The sequence below is a fragment of the Flexithrix dorotheae DSM 6795 genome, from assembly GCF_000379765.1.
In the GTDB taxonomy this organism is placed as follows: Bacteria; Bacteroidota; Bacteroidia; order Cytophagales; family Flammeovirgaceae; genus Flexithrix; species Flexithrix dorotheae.
The window spans coordinates 279,529-299,643 of record NZ_KB903476.1; the positions used below are offsets into that span (position 1 = coordinate 279,529).

13 protein-coding genes are annotated in these 20,115 nt (G+C 35.8%); 8 read left to right on the forward strand and 5 right to left on the reverse strand.

Annotated features, from left to right (window positions below):
• Positions 1 to 36 precede the first annotated feature (36 nt).
• Both A3EM_RS0131725 and A3EM_RS0131735 read right to left on the reverse strand, forming a co-directional pair.
• Entirely contained in the window at positions 37 to 1,485 is a 1,449-nt protein-coding gene (locus tag A3EM_RS0131725) for a hypothetical protein (RefSeq protein WP_020532294.1), read from the reverse strand.
• A gap of 813 nt (positions 1,486 to 2,298) precedes the next feature.
• The gene (locus A3EM_RS0131735; RefSeq protein ID WP_020532296.1) at positions 2,299 to 3,465 is read right to left on the reverse strand and encodes a formimidoylglutamase; all 1,167 of its coding nucleotides are present in this window, start codon (positions 3,463 to 3,465) and stop codon (positions 2,299 to 2,301) included.
• Positions 3,466 to 3,511: 46 nt separating this feature from the next.
• On the opposite strand from A3EM_RS0131735, the gene A3EM_RS0131740 reads away from it, so the two are divergent.
• The 5 genes from A3EM_RS0131740 (at position 3,512) to A3EM_RS0131765 (ending at position 12,411) form a co-directional block, all read left to right on the forward strand.
• Entirely contained in the window at positions 3,512 to 4,693 is a 1,182-nt protein-coding gene (locus tag A3EM_RS0131740) for a DUF3078 domain-containing protein (protein WP_020532297.1), read from the forward strand.
• A gap of 186 nt (positions 4,694 to 4,879) precedes the next feature.
• The gene (locus A3EM_RS0131745; protein ID WP_020532298.1) at positions 4,880 to 5,800 is read left to right on the forward strand and encodes a PfkB family carbohydrate kinase; all 921 of its coding nucleotides are present in this window, start codon (positions 4,880 to 4,882) and stop codon (positions 5,798 to 5,800) included.
• A gap of 6 nt (positions 5,801 to 5,806) precedes the next feature.
• The gene (gene deoC / locus A3EM_RS0131750) at positions 5,807 to 6,463 is read left to right on the forward strand and encodes a deoxyribose-phosphate aldolase (protein WP_020532299.1); all 657 of its coding nucleotides are present in this window, start codon (positions 5,807 to 5,809) and stop codon (positions 6,461 to 6,463) included.
• Positions 6,464 to 6,468: 5 nt separating this feature from the next.
• On the forward strand, positions 6,469 to 7,047 hold the full coding sequence (locus A3EM_RS46470) for an outer membrane beta-barrel protein (protein WP_020532300.1): 579 nt from the start codon (positions 6,469 to 6,471) through the stop codon (positions 7,045 to 7,047).
• Positions 7,048 to 7,455: 408 nt separating this feature from the next.
• The gene (locus A3EM_RS0131765) at positions 7,456 to 12,411 is read left to right on the forward strand and encodes a hypothetical protein (RefSeq protein WP_020532302.1); all 4,956 of its coding nucleotides are present in this window, start codon (positions 7,456 to 7,458) and stop codon (positions 12,409 to 12,411) included.
• A 64-nt stretch (positions 12,412 to 12,475) separates the two neighbouring features.
• Here the strand turns inward: A3EM_RS0131765 and A3EM_RS0131770 are convergent, their stop codons facing one another.
• From A3EM_RS0131770 to A3EM_RS0131785, 3 genes are all read right to left on the reverse strand, one after another.
• Positions 12,476 to 12,943 (reverse strand): YeeE/YedE family protein, encoded by a 468-nt coding sequence (locus tag A3EM_RS0131770; protein ID WP_020532303.1) that lies wholly within the window; start codon positions 12,941 to 12,943, stop codon positions 12,476 to 12,478.
• Positions 12,944 to 13,001: 58 nt separating this feature from the next.
• Positions 13,002 to 13,565, reverse strand: a complete 564-nt coding sequence (locus A3EM_RS0131775) for a YeeE/YedE family protein (protein ID WP_020532304.1) — start codon at positions 13,563 to 13,565, stop codon at positions 13,002 to 13,004.
• A 226-nt stretch (positions 13,566 to 13,791) separates the two neighbouring features.
• Entirely contained in the window at positions 13,792 to 14,640 is an 849-nt protein-coding gene (locus tag A3EM_RS0131785; RefSeq protein WP_020532305.1) for a DUF547 domain-containing protein, read from the reverse strand.
• Between the two features lie 261 nt (positions 14,641 to 14,901).
• Between A3EM_RS0131785 and A3EM_RS0131790 the strand changes: the two genes are divergently transcribed.
• The 3 genes from A3EM_RS0131790 (at position 14,902) to A3EM_RS0131805 (ending at position 20,029) form a co-directional block, all read left to right on the forward strand.
• A complete protein-coding gene (locus tag A3EM_RS0131790) occupies positions 14,902 to 15,861 on the forward strand; it encodes a hypothetical protein (protein WP_020532306.1) in 960 nt (319 codons plus the stop codon).
• 381 nt (positions 15,862 to 16,242) lie between these two features.
• Positions 16,243 to 19,560, forward strand: a complete 3,318-nt coding sequence (locus A3EM_RS47375; RefSeq protein ID WP_020532307.1) for an Ig-like domain-containing protein — start codon at positions 16,243 to 16,245, stop codon at positions 19,558 to 19,560.
• Positions 19,561 to 19,678: 118 nt separating this feature from the next.
• Positions 19,679 to 20,029, forward strand: a complete 351-nt coding sequence (locus A3EM_RS0131805) for a VOC family protein (RefSeq protein ID WP_020532309.1) — start codon at positions 19,679 to 19,681, stop codon at positions 20,027 to 20,029.
• Positions 20,030 to 20,115: the final 86 nt, after the last annotated feature.

The following is a 20,115-nucleotide window of genomic DNA, read 5'->3' on the forward strand; positions in this document are numbered from 1 at the left end:
CAGCTAAAAAAATTCAATTAAAAATTGATACGTACTTTAGTTACTGGTTACTAATTCTACAAATCTGTCATCCAGCTCAATGAACTTCGTTGGACTAAATAACCTACCAGCCTGAATTGATTCACTTTTACTTATTAATGTTCTGATTTTCATTGCTTTATCCCTTTTAGCGGGGCTAATGGCAATTTTCAGTATTTTAATAAATATCACAATATCTTCGCTTGTGTCCTTACCTAGAATCCTCAATTGCCTTTGGATACTATTAATCAACTGCTGGAATAAATCTTCATCCTTTTTGCAGCAATACATAAGAGCCAGGCAACATTTAATTTCTAACAATGCATATGGATATTTCTTAAGACTTACCTCATTCAACAGATTATTTATCCATCTGGCTGCCTCATCAAATTTACCCACATAGTAACAGGCAGTAGCCCTGAACATGATATAATTCAAATATTTTGGGATATCATCTTTATCACATTCAAAGTACTGGAATAGGTTTTCATTTTCCCCATACAAATCGGCCTCACACTTCAGCCTGATATGTCTTTTCAGCTTGGTACTTAAGAACTGAGCAGGGTAAGTATACAACCCGTAGTTGGAAAGTAATGAACCTGTTTGTTCATTCACCTCTTCAAAATATTTTTCGGCTTTCCTGAATACTTTATAATGATTGTAGTATTCTAATCTCAGGTATTCGAAAACAAGTTTTAAGTGGAAATAAATTGAATCCAGGTAATAATTATCAAATATCTTTTCGATATTTTCCAAAATATCCTCAATTGGTTCTTTACCGTCATTTGCTTTTTCCCCATCTTCAATGAACAATCGGTGGAAAATACTTAAGCAATTTTGGTAAACATAGAGTCGGTGTGAATTGTAAAGATTACACACATTATCCATTTCAGTAGCCATCAGGTTTAGCCCAAACTTGTCAGTTTCATCACCTGATAAGGAATATTCTCCAAATTTCTTGAAATACTCTGCCAGCAAATCCTCTGCTTTATCCACCGCCAACATATAGGCTACGTGTTTGTTATAAAGCTGTGAATAATGGAAATGTTCCGGAGTATTCAGATGTAATTTCTTTAAAGTTTTATAAACTATGGTAAGTTCATTGGAAAGATCATAATCCAACAACTCTTTCTCAAGTTTCTTTAAAGTAGCTATAGAAATAGCTCTCTTTTTAGTGAAAATTATTTCGTTAATATTCGCTACTTTTTTAAGAAGATCCGTTCTTGGATTCTCCATTTGCTGTAACAAATATTCTTCAATTTTTTGGTTTAGCCGTGATCTTAAAGTGTAATAAGCATTGGTATTTACATCCAGCTCACTCATGATTTTGCTATCTGAGAGTTGCTTCTCCCGCATTGATCTTAACAGGTAGGCAGATTTATCTGCATTGCTTTCAATTAAGGATTCATGAATTGACTCATAATCAGATAAAGAGAGCTGCTTAATAATGTGCTTTAATTTGGCCATATCTCATTCAATTTGATTCAATTATTTTTATTTCCGAAAACTACTCAAATTAAAAATGCAATACCTGATGTAGTTTGGATCGGTTAATAAAACCTAATCTGATGTAATATATTGTAAAAATATTTATTTTATTAACAAAAAAATCAACTTCTCACGCTACAAGAAGGTCCAAAAAGCTGTTGGGTTAGTCTGTTTAAGGTACTTTGTAAAAGGAAAGAAAGTGGGTGGTATACCTAAAAATCCTATTCTAAAAGCCTATTCATCCCACAATCACCTCAAAAAACACATTTCCTTTTTTGTGTAAGTATATTAATAAACAGTAATAATATTAGATTATTATCTGCTTCTTTAAATATAATTATTATTTAAATATAAACACGGGAAAATGCTATTAAATATGTTCTAAAATCAATAGATTATAAGTTTCCCCTGATTACTCCAAAAACAAAAAATCCGCCCTTCTGGCATACACTAGCCTAAAAAATCAATTTAAAATTGTACTTTCCCAATATTTAATAAAAGAAATCTGCTTTACACCTATTGGGACTGGTCCAACAAAACCTGATTCTTTTATAATAGTACTATTTTGTTTTTAAAATTGAAAATTTTTCAATGCAAGTCCGATGTAAGAAATCATTTGATTTTAACGATTTTGTTGAAAATACAGGGTGTGTAGATGGATTACGAACAAGGCTGGCATTTGAGAAAATTTAAATGGCCGAAATTGAAATTTCCTGTTCAAAATTATGAATGCAACCATTGTAATGATTGAATTAATAATAACCCAGTAAGCCCAGACTTTAGAAATAAATATCAGGTAAGTTTTCCTACAGCTTTAAGCCAGCGGTTGGGAATATTTCCTTTATTCGCTTCTTCAAAATCACTATAGCTGCATGGAAGTACCATATTCCTTCCCAGTGTATCCGATGAATTTTTCTCTTCCAGGTTAATTTCCATCCACCATTTATCCGATATTTTACTCTTATAAAAAATTATTTCATGGGTATCGCTTACTTCCTTAACATCAATGGGAACTATGTATTTCACATAAAAATTACTTTTGAAACTCAGCTCTTTTTTTCTAAAGGAAAACCCTTCTATAAAATACCAGACCATAGTAGCCACTACATTGGCAGAGATATTATCCCGATCTAATGAAGAGTGAAAACCATAAAAACCGATAGAGGATAGTTTTTCATTTAGCCCTGCATACCAACACAACTGACAGGCTTCCTCTCCTGTAAGCCCAAAGGGAAATAGCTCAGGAGTAGCCAAAACTTCGGATTGACGAAGTGAAGAAATATCAAAACTCAATAAATCTGCTGATCTGATTAGCGGTTCAGTTTCCTTGAAATTGTCTCTAACCTGTCCCAGACTTTTAATTTCAAAATTCAGTTTTTGTAATATTTCAATCACGGATTTATCATTGAGATATCGCTGGTAACCTAAATGAATATATTCGAAAAGGTAGTTTGGATGATGCATGAGTATCTGGTGCACATGATTTTCCTCCCCTATTTCACTACCCAGATTTATTCTGGAATCCACATTTAGCATGGTAATGATTTTATCCAGATTCTGATAAGATTTAAACTGACCATAATCAAGACCATGTGCGCCTCCTAATATTACAGGAAGTGTATTATGGCTGATCAGAATTTCGCAAACCTCCGTGAGCCTGTCAATAGTATCCTGAAAACTTTCACCCAGCCTTAAGTTACCCAAATCCACAACTTTCACTTCTTTTGAAAATTCCCTGAGCTTATAGAAGGCTTTTCTCAAAGGAGAAATACTGTTTTTTTCGATATTTTCTTTCCTTGCAAATTGATAATCATTTACACCAAAAATGGCGATCTCAGCATTTTCCCAGCCGGGGAAAACTTCTCCATGTATTGAAATGTTTTCAAAAAGGCACTTCTTCCCGGAAATATCTTTTTGCTCGGCTTTACTTAAACTTTCAAAAAATAATCTTAAACTCATTTATATTTGCGCGATAAACCAATAAAACATCAGTATCCTCTTAAAAATGATTTGTACCATTTTAAAAATTCACGGCTATTATAGAAAATTAATCTTACTTAGCCTTGCCCTTCCTTTAACTTTTTCAGCATTTGGTCAAATATCAGATCACCCTCAGGATACAACCTTTAAATTAGATGATAAAATTAAAGAGCTTCCCGTTTTTCAATTAAATGACAGCTTAAAATTTATCAAACTGGATAAACATACTATCCTACTTGAATCTGAGGACTCTGTGGTGGTGCTTGAAATTATAGAGCGATTAAAAACTTTAGTTCACCAGCAGGAAAAGGACACTTCACTCAGTGAAATTGTTCAGGAGGAAGTGAAAGAAACCACAATAGAAAAAAAATGGTCACATAAAGGGAACCTCGGCTTTAACTTTTCGAATGTTGGTTTTAACAAGTATTGGTCAACTGGTGGGGAAAGCGCCATTTCCCTTAGCTCTATTGTGCATTACATTCTCAAAAGAGAATCTGAAAACAGTAATTTCGAAAATATATTTCACCTGGGTTATGGCGTCACTAAGCAAGGAGAAAAAGGTTTCAGAAAGTCAGATGACGAATTGTATATCATTTCTCAGTTTAGCCGAAAAACTACCGGTAAAAACTGGAACCTGTCTGGAAAAATCCACTTCAAAACTCAGATTGACCAGGGATTAAAATATTCTGAAGATCCACTTACTAATGAAGAAGAAGCTGTAAGAATATCCAACTTTATGGCACCAGGAAGGCTGGAAGTTTCATCAGGAATGCTTTATAAAACCAATGTGGAAGAAAAACTGGAATTTACGGGAATGTTTTCCCCAATCACCGGTAAAATGACCATGGTGTTGGATGATTCCGTAAAAGGCACTGATTATGGCTTGTTGGAGGGGAAAAAGGTTTTATCTGAATTGGGTGTACAGGTTAACTCCACTCTCAGTGCTAAAATTATGGAAAACATTACCTTTAAAAATTTTATTAACCTGTTTGCCAACTATGAGAAAATGGAGAATGTGGACGTAAACTGGGAAACTCTTGTAGTGCTAAGAGTAAACAAATTTTTTCATACCAATTTCTCTACGAACTTCATTTATGATGATGACGTCAATTTTCAGGGTGTGGATGATAACGGGAATCCTTTTGAATCAGGAGCCAAACCCCAATTTAAACATGTGCTTAATGTGGGCATGAACTTTATTTTTTGATGTATTAGGTACATCCTTTTATAAAATCAGCCACTTTCTTAAATTAGAACAAAGGCATAGTTATCTTTGCTAATATTTTGAAAAGCTTTTAAAAAACATTTTCTTTCCGAAGAAAATTATCAAATCTGAATATAACTTTTTAATAACGGGATTCATCCCATTTTTTTAATCTAAATAAAATCCTGAATGAGTCTTTTAACTGTAGGATCTGTAGCTTTTGACGCTATTGAAACCCCTTTTGGAAAAACTGATAAAATTATAGGTGGAGCAGCTACTTACATTTCTCTGGCCTCTTCTTATTTTATAAAAGAAGGCAAACTGGTTGCTGTAGTGGGAGGAGATTTTCCCAAGTCTGATATTAAATTACTGGAAGATCATGGAATTAATACCGAAGGTCTTCAAATAAAGGAAAATGAAAAATCCTTTTTCTGGTCTGGAAAATACCATAATGATATGAATTCCAGAGACACCCTGGTTACAGAGTTGAATGTACTGGAAAATTTCGATCCAATCCTACCTGATTCTTACCAGGGAGTGGACTTTCTTATGTTGGGAAACCTGGCTCCTACAGTTCAAAGGACAGTAATTGAAAGGCTTGAAAAAAGGCCAAAACTCATCGTGTTGGATACCATGAATTTCTGGATGGATATCATGCTGGATGAACTGTTGCAAACACTTAAACTGGTAGATGTACTATCCATAAATGATGAAGAAGCCAGACAACTGTCAGGAGAATATTCTTTAGTGAAAGCTGCCAAGAAAATTATGGGAATGGGCCCTAAAACACTAATTATAAAAAAAGGAGAGCATGGTGCATTATTATTTCAGAATGACAATGTATTCTTTGCCCCTGCTTTACCCCTTGAAGAAGTTTTTGACCCTACCGGAGCTGGTGATTCTTTTGCTGGTGGCTTTATTGGTTATCTTGCAAAAACCAACGATATTTCCTTCAATAATATGAAAAAAGCCATCATCTACGGTTCAGCTATGGCTTCATTCACTGTGGAAAAGTTTGGCACGGAAAGGCTGGTAAATCTGGATGAAGATGACTTGGAAATCAGATTCCAGCGTTTCATCGACTTGGTACAATTAGAAGCAAAAATCTAATCAAACTTGGTTACATTAAACCAATATATCGAACATACCAATCTGAAACCTACAGCTACTCAGGCTGATATTGAAAAGCTTTTGGAAGAAGCTATTCAATATCAGTTTTTGGGTGTCTGTGTCCCACCTTATTGGGTCAAAAAAGTAAAAAGGGATATTGGTCAAAATGAGATCAGGCTGGTGACAGTAGCAGGTTTCCCTCTTGGCTATAATATGTCCCAGACCAAATTGGCTGAAATTTCACGTGCCATTGAGGAAGGAGCCGATGAAATAGATGTTGTGATGAATCTTTCGGCATTCAAATCGGATGCTAAAGGCTGGGCTAAAGTGGAAGTTGCCCAGTTTGCCAAACTCAGCCATCAGCATGATGTGCTTTTAAAAATGATATTGGAGACTGCCTATCTTTCCGATGAGGAAATTGTGACAGCCTGTAAATTCTGTAAAGATGCCGGAGCCGATTTTGTCAAAACATCTACTGGTTTTGGCCCATTTGGCGCAACACCAGAACATGTAAAATTAATGAAAGATACAGTAGGGGAAACCGTGGGGGTAAAAGCTTCTGGAGGGATAAAAACTTTGGACCAGGTGAAGATTCTGATTGCTTCCGGAGCCGAGAGAATTGGCACCTCAAGCGGAGTGGAAATTGTAAAAAACCAGCGATAATACAAATGAAGAGATTAATAATTAATACATTATCTATTGTCATCTTAGTTATTTCCTTTCATCAGGCTAATAGTCAGTCTTTTGGAGGACAGATTATTGCCGGATTAAATGTTTCCCAAATCGATGGTGACGATATTGGAGGATTCGATAAAGCTGGTTTATTACTTGGTGGGGCGGTTACTTTTCCCCTGAGCGAAAAAGTGCAATTACAACCGGAAATTTTGTATAGCCAGAAAGGGAGCAGATCAAGAGAGAATGAACCATTTTTCATCTGGAAGTTAAATTACATCGATATTCCCATCACCGTAAATTACATTTTTAAAGAGAAATATGTTTTTCAGGGAGGCCTCGGTGGAAATTATTTGCTGGCGGCTAATTCCGATACTGGGTTCGGATTCCAGGATGAAACCGAGCTTTTTAGCAAAGTAGATTTCACCGCACACCTGGGTGTAGATTTTTTGGTTTTTGAAAATCTCTCGCTTAGGGTAAGATGGACCAATTCCCTTAAAAATATGGCCAAGGAATATTATTATTTCAATAAGGTGTTGTCATTCGCTGTTTGTTATCGAATGGCCGGAAAGTAATCATTTTATTCCTGAAGTTTAATTTTAAAAAATGCTTCTAGGATGGAATTTTAATAGTTAATGGTTAACTTTCAATAAACCACCTATCCTTAATTAAGCCAGTCTAAACTTTGGAATAATTAAATTTTTTCCTGTTTTCTTTATAATGAAACTATAATTCTATATTTTCAAAACAGAAAATTACGAGCGAAAAAGCAGCAATCATTTACTGAGAGAAACAAAATTAAGTTGGTTCCCTATTACAGCAAGTTAGTGGGCAGTAGGTCTGAAATTTACATTACCTGTTTTGCCATCCATATTGGAATTTAAACAACTGAAAGTGAGACAAAATCCCTCGTTTTCAATAAGGTTAATCCAAGTAAAATACATGGTACTTACTCAAAGTAAAAAAGCACAGGGGCTTATCACATGGAAGATAAAAATAAAGAGGAATTTGAGGAAAACAAGCCTGCCGCGGAAGATGAACCGGTGAAAAAACGGAAATTTCTGAAATGGTTTTCAGGAATTATCGGCTTTATCGCTGTGCTTTTGATCAGCCTCCAACTTATTGTAAAATACTACTCCAGTGAAATTATCGGGCGGATTCTGAAGGAAGTTGTAATTCTCAAGAGTGACAATCTATATTCCTTATCCTACGAAAAAGCCGCTTTTTCTCTTCTGGAAAGAGAATATGAAATAAGCAATCTAAACCTTGCCATTAACAATAGCCGGTTAGCGCAATTAAAAAACAGTGGAAATCAGCCAAAGTTTCTTTATGAATTTAATGTACCCTTTATTGAACTGAATATCAGCGATCTGCTGGACCTTTATTTTGAAAAAGAGCTCATTATTGAAAAATTCCTGATTGATAATCCTACTATAAAACTCAGGCAGTACATTTCAGATCAACATAAATCCAACAGCACCCCTAATGAAAAAGACTTTTTTTATCTCATCTCAGGATATCTAAATCTTTTTCAAATTGATCAACTGGAAATAAACAAGGGAAATCTTTATTATGAGCAGGTGAAAAATGATTCCATTCAGCCATTAAATATCAATGATTTTTCAATAGGAATTTCTACTTTCAAAATAGATTCTACTTCCCATCAGAATAAAGGCCGCCCATTTTATGTGGACGATTTATATGTGACACTTAAGGAGAATGATATAAATCTTCCCAATTCTCCCTATCGGATAAACTTCAAGGATTTCTACCTCTCTACTTCTGAGGAAAAAATTCTTCTTGACAGGTTTAATATTAAAAATAAAAATCCTGGTGGAGATTCAATTTCTTTGATGAATATTGATTTTCCCAGCCTGGAAATTTCTGGTCTTAATTTTCCAAAAGCATACTTCGATTCCACTCTGGTGGTTTCAAAACTTGCGGTTAAAAATCCATTTGTGAGCCTAAAAGGCAATCCTAATCAAAAATCTTCCAGTCAGCAGCCTTTTAATATAGAAGATATTTACCCACAAATTTCAAAGGTATTTAAATCATTCACTATTGAAAAAGTAGAAATTGACAGTGCTGCTGTAGATATAAATTTATCCAGACGCGCTAATGAAAAAATCCTTACCAATAATTTTTCCCTCAACCTGATTCACTTCCATGCATCAGCCGACAACTACAGGGAAAGAGCAAAGAAATTTTATATTGACGATCTCGATTTTGTCATAAGAGATTATGCCACCAATCTCCCTGATGGCCTCCATACTTTGAAGGTCCGGGAATTTGGAATATCCACCATAACTTCCAATGTCTATTGCAACAATATTGTGATTTTGCCGAAAAATGGTATGAATCCTCTTTATCAGCTTCAGGCAAGGGAAAAGGATAAATTGATGAAAATCTATCTTTCCAGGGTAGAGTTTTTGGGAATCAACCTCTGGAATGCCATTAAAAATAAAACATTATCATCAGGAAGATTTAATATTAAACGGCCAAGAATTGAAATCAACAAATACCTGAGGGTAAAAGAAAAAGCCGATTCTTTAAAAAGACTCGACTCTCTTTCCCAGGGACTAATTGATACTACCACAATAGAACTCCCGCCAGACTCCCTCCTTATACCGATGGATTCTACCCTGATACTTCCTGATTCCTTATTGGCAGACGTCACTTCAGATTCTGTTCAGCTGGTTGAAGCAGATAACATTCAGGTGAATCCACTGCCGGTTAATACCCAATTTTCTCAATTAATTGAAGACTCTATTTCTGAAAAGACGAGGGTAAAATGGGATTCAAACGTAATGACCCTTCCTATTGAAGAAGTTATCGTTTTGGAGAATAATTACAGTTACCTGAATCTGAAATCTATATCCGACTATTTGTCGGAAAATATGAAAGACTCTCTTTTCCCCGAGTCGGATTCTGTTTTACTGGCTCAGGAAGAAGATTACGAGTTGGATTCTTTATTTTTATTAGATCAGGATTCCTTATTGCTGGCAAGTATTTATCCTATGGTTTCCAATACTTTTAGAAGGATAAATATTGGACAATTCAATTTGGAAGAAGGCCTTTTCTCCCTAACCGAAATAGACTCTGATACACTGGAGAGGATAAAACTGGATGACCTGAAAATTAATCTGGAAAAATTCACTTTAAATCCCTTAGTCCATCTGGACTCGGCAAAAGTTTTATTTTCAGATAATATTGAATGGAGTTTCAAAAACTTTCAGTATTACATGCCCGATAGTTTGCATTTTGTGCAGGCCGGTGAATTTGAATTTTCATCCAGGGATTCGCTGTTGCTGGCCAGGCGGATTAATTTTGGACCAATTAGCAGGGAAAGGAGCTTTGTAAGGGAAAATGTAGAAACTAAAGCTGATATTTTTGACCTTAAATTAAACGAATTATTACTCAGTGGTTTCGACCTGAAGTCGCTTGTTGAACATCAGGAATATAGTTTTAAAAACTTTCAGATTCAGCGGCCCTATGTCACACATTTTACATCCGATGAAAGAAAGAAAGTCCGGAAAGATTCCATACCCATTAATCTCGAAACTCAAGAGCCAGTTCCTGCCAAACTGGTTGACTATATTAAATATTTAAGTGTAAAGGATATTAATGTTCAGGAAGGATTTTATTCTCTTGTAAAATTGGGAAATGCGTCCTATAATGTCCTCAATGCCAATAATATTTCGGTTTGTGGAAAAAGCCTTTTGATGGATACCACAGCCATTCTAAATGATGAGGTAAAGTTTGAAGTTTACGATTTGGAAGTTTTCGCTCAAAATTACGCTTTTCTCCTCCCAGACAGTGTACATACCGTGGAAGGAAAGGACTTTAGTTTGTCTTTATCCAGTTCCTCCATTTATGGTTACAACCTCACCATTGCTCCATTACCCCAGTACCGAAACAGAAGGCAAACCCAAAACTACAATGTAAGTATTCCTAAAATTTCGCTGGAAGAAATAGACCTGAGAAGAATTTATGACCAAAATGAGTTGGTCGCCAAAAAACTGACGATTCAAAATCCCGATGGAAATCTTAAATTATTTGAACAGGAAAAAAAGATCACAAAAAACAAAGGAGTTAATCTTTCAGATTTACACTTAAAAATTGCCTCGGTTTTCAAACTCATTCAAATTGATGATATTTCCTTTGATCAGGGTCAACTTGCCTTTTCCAAAACCAATTTGGAGGGAGAATCCGACTATGTAAAAATAAATAAGGTACAATTGGATATTAATCAGCTGAAAATTGATTCCACCACCAGAATGTCCAATGATAAAATATTTTTCACCAAGGATATCAACCTGAAATTCAGAAATTATATTCACCAGTTTCCCGATAACTGGCATACTCTGCGTATAAGTGAAGCCGGGTTTTCTTCTGCAAAATCGGAAATTTATTTTTCCCTGATCCACCTGGCGCCTAAGAATTGGGCCGATCCAAATTTTACTTCACGTACAGAGGAGGAGCAAAACCTTTTCGATATTTATACTCCTGAGGTAAAATTAAACGGAATAAAGGTGTTCGATCTCATGGCTAATGAGCATCTTTTGATCAATGAAGTTTCAGTTACCAAACCCATGATCAGGGTGGTAAACTACAACAAAAAAGAAGAAAAGGAAACAAATCTTTTGGATACGCTATCCTATAGAGATCTTTTCCCCTTATTCAGGAACATCTTTCACCAGGTAGTAGTTAAACATTTCGATATTGATGAAGCCAGTATTGAAGTAACCAACCATGATAAATTATCTTCAGAAACCTATTCGATTGATAATTTCTATACTTCCGTTACCAATTTTCATGTAGACTCTACGCTCAGGAATGTGGATGACCGCTTGCTCAATGCCGATGATGTGCATATGGCCATAAGAGATTTTGAGCTGGATTTACCCGACAGCCTAAATAAAATGAAGGTGGGAGAAATAGGTATCTCCACCGGAAAGTCACTTATTTACATGGATAATATTGATATCCAGCCGAAGGTAGATAAATACGCCATAGCCGAAATTACCGGGCATGAGATTGACTGGATACATTTTAAGGGAAAAAGATTTGAATTGGCCGGTTTTAATATTGATGATTTTTTAGCTTCAGGGGATGTCAAATCCAACCAACTCAATTTTGATGGATTCGATATTTTTGTATTTCGGGATAAACGTCCTCCCTTCCCGGAAAACAGAAAAACAAAAATGCCTCAGGATGCCTTGAGAGAGCTGAAAACTTACCTGAAAATAGATACTGTCAATATTTATAATTCAAAAATTACCTACGAAGAACTTTCTATTGATGGAAAAGCTCCGGGAAGAATTTACCTTGACAACCTGAATGCCTATGGGTATAATTTTACCAATGATACTGCATTGCTCAATGAGGGAATTAATACCCAGATTTTTGCCAATACCAAACTCATGGGCGAAGGACAATTAAATGTAGCATTTATCTTTCCACTCAATCACCCAAACAATGCCTTTACTTATCAGGGGGAACTTGAACCCATGGACATGACCGCTTTAAATGAAATGATGGTGAATGCTGCCGGTTTAAAAATTAATTCCGGTGATTTGAAAAGTCTGAAATTTAATATCAGGGCTGACAAGGAATATGCTGATGGTATGATGAGAATGTATTATAAGAACCTGAATGTACAGGTTTTGAAAAAACAGCCTAAGAAGGAAGGTAAAATCAAAAGTTTCATTACCATGTTTGCCAATGTGGTGGTAAAATCGAAAAACCCCCGGTTTTTATTTCTGAAAAAAGGGAAGATTTATCACGAAAGAGATCCAAGAAGATCAATATTTAATTATTGGGCCAAATCGGCCTTGAGTGGAGTAAAACACAGCGTAGGTTTCAGCAATGAAAAACCGCCTAAAGAAAGAAGGAAAAGTGTTTTCGAATTCTGGAAAATTGAAAGGAAAGGGTTTTAATATTTAATCTGCCCGTCCAAATGAAATATTTGTGTCCTCTCCTCAAATTACAGGTTATAGTACTCTAATGCGGCAGTTTATTCCGAAGAACACCATAAACAAAAGTCCCTAAAACCGCACTGGCCAATACTACAAGGAAAACCGTAAATCCATTCCCGATTAACACAAATACAGGTCCCGGGCAGGCTCCTGTTAAAGCCCAGCCCAAACCGAAAATTGTTCCTCCTAAAATATAATTGGTAAAACCTTTGGGCTTTGTAGGCAAATTGATGGGCTGACCAGAATAATCAATCAATGCCCTTCTTTTGATGAATTGCATAATGATTACGCCCAAGCCTAAAGCAGAGCCAATAATACCATACATATGAAAAGACTGAAACCTGAACATTTCCTGAATTCTGTACCAGGAAACGGCTTCAGATTTTGTCATAATTATGCCAAATAAAATTCCTAAAACGACAAATTTTGTCCCTTTAAGTAATTGCTGATTTACAGTTGATGTTTTTTTCTTTTCTAAAACCTTTGGTGCCATTTCTAAATCTATTAAAAGGTGTAATTACTTGAATTGAACTGAAGGGAATTTTTAAAGGCTACAGACTTAAAATGATCGGCATTAATATATGAGTCATTAAAAGACCGCCAATAAAAAAGCCCACAACTGCAATTAAAGAGGGAAGTTGCAGATTGGATAAACCTGTGATCGCATGACCCGAAGTGCACCCCCCGGCATATCTTGTTCCAAATCCAATTAAAAAGCCACCTCCAATTAGCATGATGGCACCTTTTAAGGTAAATAAACTTGACCAACTAAAAAGGTCTGTTGGCACATAAGTACCTGAATTGGCAATTCCCAGCCCTGCCAGATCCTGAACAGTTTCTGTTGAAATGGCCACTGGTTCTGAAGTACTTAAAAAGAAATGACCGATAAAGCCCCCAATCACCGAACCGAATATAAAAAGCAGGTTCCAGATGTTTTCTTTCCAGTTAAAATTGAAAAATTCAACTTTTTTACCAGCCCCCATTATCGAACACATAGTGCGCAAATTAGATGAAACCCCAAAAGTCTTCCCAAAATAAAGCAAAGTACCCATTACCAGGGCAATTAACGGCCCGGATACGTACCAGGGCCAGGGTTGTTTTATTAAGTCAATCATTTTTATGTGAAAAAGTATTTGTTCTAAAAATAGTTATAATGTAGTTAGTCACTCAACCAGTTAATAATAGAATTTGTTCCGGATATTTTATCTGCAGGTTGAATGAAATTTAATGATAGAATTAGGGTATAAAAATGGATTTTTCAAGCCACAAAAGTGGCCTCAGCAGGTTAGTCAGCAGGCTGGGCAAAAGTAAACTATGATTTTGAAAGCACCCAAAAAAGATTTAAAGTGATCCATGATTTAGCCCCCAGTCATAATCCAGGTATTCAATTGAAGCTTCCGGGTTTATTTCCAATTTGGTATAAAGTTTTAAAAAATCGACTAAAGATCCATGCCTGGTAAAATCACTTTTGAACCAATCAAATATTTTTGAAAGTTTTAATTCATTCACGGAAAGTTGATTTTTGCTTTCATTTCTCAGGAAAATCCTTGTTTGTTCTTCCAGTTGGCGGTCAATTTCCTGACCAATATAGGCTTCTTTTCGAAGATCAGGGCAGGAAATAGAAGCACAATTGATGGCAAAATGAATTCTGGGTTCATCAAATTTTTTCCTTAAAATTTCATGCTCTATCGTATTCAGGTCAAAATCTACACCTCCAATTTTAAAGAATTTAATATCCCAGGGAGAATTTACCATAGTAATACTTCCTGCAATATCTTTAATGCTTCCAACCGGATAATTATCTAAAATTAATTTGATGGTAAATGCATTATAGGCATTTATCCAATAGGCCAAAGCGGCTGACTTGTCCCAATTTTCTCCCGGAGGATTTTTACTTAACAAATCAAGATAATCATCTAATGTTTTCTGATCTGTAAGAAAACCTTCGTAATTCACTAATCCGTTTGAAGCAACATGCTTTTTGAGCAGTTTATCCCAAATCTTGTGGCTAATAGGTTGAGATTCATGAAGATTGAAATTAGTGGTAGTCACCCGATCGCCTTTCAGGGACTTAAAGGTTTGAAGTCCGGAAAGGGCAATATCATTTATCCCTTTTCCTGAAATCAAAAGATAGCCCATCAGAATTGTAATGATAACAAGCGGTGTGAAAATAAAAAGTTGCTTTTTCATCTTTGAAATTGGTAAATCTCCTGGATTTTTAGCCAGTAATCCCTTATCTAATTAATCTCATTAACCAAAAGTTCAAAATATTTTCCCATACAGAAGAAAAGTCGTGCTTTTTATTTATTCATTTTCAAAGTCAAATTAGCAGTATACAAAAGGGAATATTAAAATTTTCTTTAATCGGCTTATAATTTACACTGAAAGTTATAGAAATTAGTAGAGATTAAAAATTTGTAAAAAAGGCAAGAATTGAAAATGTAAAAACCCATGGGTAAATTAATTAATAAAATAAAAGTAAAAATCGGTGGAGAGAAAATATTCTCAAAAATTACCAGAAATCTCACCGGAAGTGAATTTAATTCTCTATTGATTGATATTTTTCGGCAAAGAACTGCTCAGATTACCCCTACAGATTTGATGAAACAATTTGAGGAAAACCGCTTTGTAAAACCTTCCTCCCTCGATCCCTTAAAGGCCAAATCTTTTGAACTTGAATGGTTGTCAAAAGCCAAAGAAATTGGGTTTAATCCCATTTTGCTTTCTCCACTGGCCCCACTGGGAAGTTGTGCAGCGGTAGGAACCGTAAGTCAAAATAAAATAATCAGTGCTTCAAGGGGCACTGAAGTATTAGCTGATGCCACCAATATGTTGGCTTTGCAAATAGCCAAAGATTTCCGAAAAAATCAGGATAAGACATTACAAGCTAAATATGTGACCACCCACCAGCATGTAAGAGCCCAGTTTTTCGACAATCCTGCCTTCACTGCTCATTTTGCCATATTCTGTATGGCCTCCGGAGCATACGACAGAGGTAATTATGAATGGGAAGCCCAGTCCCTTTATGAGCATATTCATTTCCATTACCAAAACCTTTGTCAATACTTCGATCCCTCCAGATTATCAGTAAAGGTTTATTTTAAGGATAAAGCCGTTCAATTAAAATCAGCCTTAGCCAGGCTTTTAGTTGATTTAAATACCATAGCGCAAATAAAATATGAAAGGCCTGAAGAGGATAATAAATATTATCAGGACATCCAGTTCAAAGTTTTTCTGCAAATAGAAGAAAATAAAATCGACCTGGCAGATGGGGGACTTGTAGATTGGTCTCAAAAATTAATCCCGAACAATAAGCATAAAATGGTGATCAGTGGTTGTGGAATTGAACTGGTTTTAAAGTTCCTGGAACTTTATCAATCGGAGAAATCATCCAAATCCAATAAAAACTGAGCTAAAAACTTTCCGGATTTTGTCCTGAATTCCACTTTCCCACCCTCCGTTTAATGGCCTTCCTAAACAATAATTTTATATCTTTGGGCGCTTCGAAAAAAACTGGAATTCAATTTGTAGTTACAGGTATTAAGAATATTATTTCTAATAAAATATTAGAATAATATTCTACAAATTTGCCGTTTAATTCCTTAGAAAGTACATAGTCGAAGGGTAACAATAATTTTTTAAGCATTTATTGATTTTTTATTTCGGCTCATCACCTTTTCACCTTAACAAATACTGATTTTTTCAACTAACAATAGTATTTATTTTTTAAAATACTAAAAGTCAATTTATTTAAACTTAAAAAGCTAAAAATACTAACAATTTTTACCAGCTATGAAATCTCCCCAAGTTAAGAAATACATTTTACTGTATTTAATTTCATTTTCATGTGTTTATTTGGATATCAGACCACTTTTTGCCCAAAATGATTCTCTGGTTGCGCTCACTGGAGAATTAAAGAAATGGCATAAAGTTACACTTACATTTCAGGGGCCTGAAACAGCGGAAAACGCCACTGAAAACCCTTTCCTGAATTACAGGCTGGACGTAACTTTTCAACACGAAAACCAAACTTACATTGTACCGGGATATTATGCTGCAAATGGCCTTGCAGGTGAAACCAGCGCAGATTCCGGGGATAAATGGAGAGTACACTTTGCCCCGAATAAAATAGGCAAATGGACCTATTCAGTATCCTTCAAGAAAGGGGAAAATATAGCGGTTTCCGATTCAGTGAATTGGGGCGAATCTGTATTTTTTGATGGAGCTAGCGGGAGCTTCGAAATTGCTGCAACTGACAAAATCGGAAGAGACCATAGAGGGAAAGGACGTCTACAGTATGTTGGGGAACATTTTCTACAGTTTCAGGAAAGTGGGGAATTTTTCCTTAAAGGTGGAGCCGATGCTCCGGAAAATTTTTTAGCCTACGAAGATTTTGATAATACGCCAAATTATAACAATTACAGAAAATCATGGGCACCTCATTTACAACACTGGACTGAAGGAGATACCACCTTGCTTTGGAAAGAGGAAAAAGGCAAGGCCATTATGGGCGCTTTGAACTATTTATCCGACCAGGGTATGAATGCCTTTTCATTTTTAACGATGAATATTAACGGGGATGACCGCAACGTGTTTCCTTATGTAAACTACAATGGGAAAACCTCCCCTCAGGATGACAGGTTACGTTTCGATTGTTCTAAGCTGGATCAGTGGGAAAGGGTTTTTCAACATGCCGACAAAAAAGGAATGTACCTGCACTTTAAATTAATGGAAAGGGAAAATTTCAATTTGCTGGATAATGGAGAATTAGGCATGGAAAGAAAATTGTATTTCAGAGAATTGATTGCCAGGTTTAGCCATCATCTGGCATTAAACTGGAATTTAGGAGAAGAAAATGAGCAGCATGTAGATAAATTAATTGAAATGGCGGATTATTTCCATCAAAATGATCCCTACCATCATAATATTGTAGCTCATTCCCTAACAACCCGGGAGCAACTGGACCGAGTTTACCTCAACATGTTAGGGGATTCTTCGGAACTTACCGGAACATCCATGCAATTATATCATTACGATGTTCATAAGGAAACCAAAAACTGGGTGAGTAAATCGGATAGTGTAGGAAAAAAATGGGTGGTGGCCAATGACGAACAGGGCGACCAGATGATTGGTATGCCCCATGATGGTTACAGCCCTGAAAAATATACCAATTTACCAGTTGTCATCACACATAACGATGCCAGAAGTAATGTACTTTGGGGCAACCTGATGGCTGGTGGTGCTGGTGTAGAATATTATTTTGGTTATATGCTGCCCGAGTCTGATGTGAGTTGCGATGACTGGAGCAGCCGATCCAGAATGTGGGATTATACCCGCTATGCCCTAACCTTTTTCAATCAGAATCTGCCATTCTGGGAAATGAAGAATCGCAATGATTTGATTGGAAATACTTCCGATGAAAATGGAAAATATTGCCTTGCCAAAGAGGGAGATATTTATGTTCTTTACTTAAATGGCACTTTGGACAGTACTTATTTAAATCTTAGTGAGGCAGAAGGAACATTTTTGCAAAGATGGTTTAACCCACAAACAGGAGAATATGCAGATACCACAATTATGGTTTCTGTTTCAGACTCTGTTTTGATTGGCCAGTCCCCAACAGATTCTTTGTCAGACTGGGTCACGCTTTTCACCAGCACAAAGGGTAATGATATTCAATTGGTTTCCAATTTTAATGAAGACTCTACTGCCATTTCACTTCAGGCTTCAGTAAACTTTGTCACTGGTAAAACAACTTCCATTACTTATCATATTAATGGTGATTCCCTGGCCACTGTTTTCTCAGCACCTTTTGAATTTACTACCGATAGCCTTGCCAACGGGGAGTATAAAATTATAGCTGAAAGTTTAGATGAAAATGGCTTTACCTCTTATTCAGATACTTTGGAAATTGAAATTTTAAAAGAGATTCCTGAGCCGGTAATTCCCAAATTACCAGAAGTGGAAATTATTAATCCGATTTCCAGTGAAAAATTTGAGATTTTAAAACCAGTTACCATTGAAGTCATTGCCAGCGATGAAGATGGTTCTATTGAGGAAATCTTCTATCTTATAAATGATACCATTATTGGAAGTATCCCAGGAAGCGATTCCCTGGAATTATTCAAATTTGATTATGATTTTAAATATGCCGGAAAACATGCCATTCAGGCAAAAGCTGTTGATGATCATGGGGGAATAAGTTTCTCTAAAAAAGTTACTGTAAATGTGGTTTCTAATACGGAACCTACCACTCCAACAGAGGAAAATAAGCCTCCTGTGGCTAATATTCTTTTTCCAGAGCACAATACAGAATTCATCCAAAACTCAAAAATAGCACTGGAAGCAAAAGCCACCGATCATGATGGAGAAATAGCACGGGTAGAATATTATATCAATAATGAGAAAATATTAGAAGCAGAAAAAGAAAATATTATTCATGGATGGTTAGCAGAAGAACCTGGAACTTATACCTTTCAGATAAAAGCTTTTGATAATCATGGAGATTTTACAATAAGTGAGGAAATTGTATTTACAGTAAAAGAAGCTGAAGTACCCGAAGAGCCCGTATTATTACCCCCAACTTTGAATTTATCCAACCCAGTAGAGGATACCGTAGTTTCTCATCAGTCGGAACTAAATGTGAAGGTGGAAATCGAAAATGCTGATTTCCAAATGGTAGAATTCTATCTGGGTGATGAGAAAATTGGAGAGGATGCGACTTATCCATTCGAAAATACTTTTGCTTTAGAAGAAATTGGTATATTCACGCTGTTTGTAAAAGGCCAGGATGAAAATGGGAATTGGTACACTTCTGAGTCAATCAATGTGATTGTAGAGGTTTTGGGTATTGAAGATGAAAATCCGGCTAACTTGTTAGAAGTCTACCCAAACCCAGGCAATGGCATTATCAATATCAATTATCCTAATACCAGTCTGCAATTTTCAGGTTTATCTGTTTTCAATTCTTCTGGCCGATTAGTTAGTACCCAAAATTTACCCAACAATGGAAATTTCCAAATGGACTTAAGCCAATTGGCACAGGGGGTATATATTTTGAAATTCTCCGGAAATAAAGGTCCTGTAACCAGAAGATTGATAATCAATTAATCCAAACTGCAGGATTCTGAAGAAACCCTGCCAGGAATTTAGAATTTAAAATAATTACCAGCCAGGTCCTCCATAGAAGGTCTGGCTTTTTTACTTTCACTTAATTTTAAATTATGATATGGAATTAAACTTATTGGTCATCAGAACTAAAAATCCCCGGTTACTTGCTGAATTTTATGAGAAAATAGGGCTACAATTTGAATACCACCAACATGGCAATGGTCCTTTTCATTATGCCACATCATTGGGCAAAACTGTTTTTGAAATTTACCCCTTTACCAAATCTCAGCAGGAAGCCGACAAAACATTGAGATTAGGTTTTACTGTCAAGAACCTGGATGAACTAATCGCAAAATTGAAACAGGAAAACATCAATATCCTGACCGAACCAGCCCACTCAGAATGGGGATATTTTGCTGTAATTGCCGACCCAGATGGAAGGAAAATAGAACTTACTGAGAAAGGCTAAAAACCAGATGATATCTGAAAATCAGATCTTTCTACAATTCTATATTGGAAAGGTTTCACCAGAATTTCAACTTGCTTGATTTTAAT

Excerpts from the sequence above, each read along its gene's own strand:
- A3EM_RS0131735 (WP_020532296.1), bottom strand. The coding sequence starts at position 3,465 with ATGAGTTTAAGATTATTTTTTGAAAGTTTAAGTAAAGCCGAGCAAAAA.
- A3EM_RS0131770 (WP_020532303.1), bottom strand. The coding sequence starts at position 12,943 with ATGGCACCAAAGGTTTTAGAAAAGAAAAAAACATCAACTGTAAATCAG.
- A3EM_RS0131775 (WP_020532304.1), bottom strand. The coding sequence starts at position 13,565 with ATGATTGACTTAATAAAACAACCCTGGCCCTGGTACGTATCCGGGCCG.
- A3EM_RS0131745 (WP_020532298.1), top strand. The coding sequence starts at position 4,880 with ATGAGTCTTTTAACTGTAGGATCTGTAGCTTTTGACGCTATTGAAACC.
- A3EM_RS0131740 (WP_020532297.1), top strand. The coding sequence starts at position 3,512 with ATGATTTGTACCATTTTAAAAATTCACGGCTATTATAGAAAATTAATC.
- A3EM_RS0131725 (WP_020532294.1), bottom strand. The coding sequence starts at position 1,485 with ATGGCCAAATTAAAGCACATTATTAAGCAGCTCTCTTTATCTGATTAT.
- A3EM_RS0131785 (WP_020532305.1), bottom strand. The coding sequence starts at position 14,640 with ATGAAAAAGCAACTTTTTATTTTCACACCGCTTGTTATCATTACAATT.
- A3EM_RS0131765 (WP_020532302.1), top strand. The coding sequence starts at position 7,456 with ATGGAAGATAAAAATAAAGAGGAATTTGAGGAAAACAAGCCTGCCGCG.
- A3EM_RS47375 (WP_020532307.1), top strand. The coding sequence starts at position 16,243 with ATGAAATCTCCCCAAGTTAAGAAATACATTTTACTGTATTTAATTTCA.
- A3EM_RS0131805 (WP_020532309.1), top strand. The coding sequence starts at position 19,679 with ATGGAATTAAACTTATTGGTCATCAGAACTAAAAATCCCCGGTTACTT.
- A3EM_RS46470 (WP_020532300.1), top strand. The coding sequence starts at position 6,469 with ATGAAGAGATTAATAATTAATACATTATCTATTGTCATCTTAGTTATT.
- A3EM_RS0131790 (WP_020532306.1), top strand. The coding sequence starts at position 14,902 with ATGGGTAAATTAATTAATAAAATAAAAGTAAAAATCGGTGGAGAGAAA.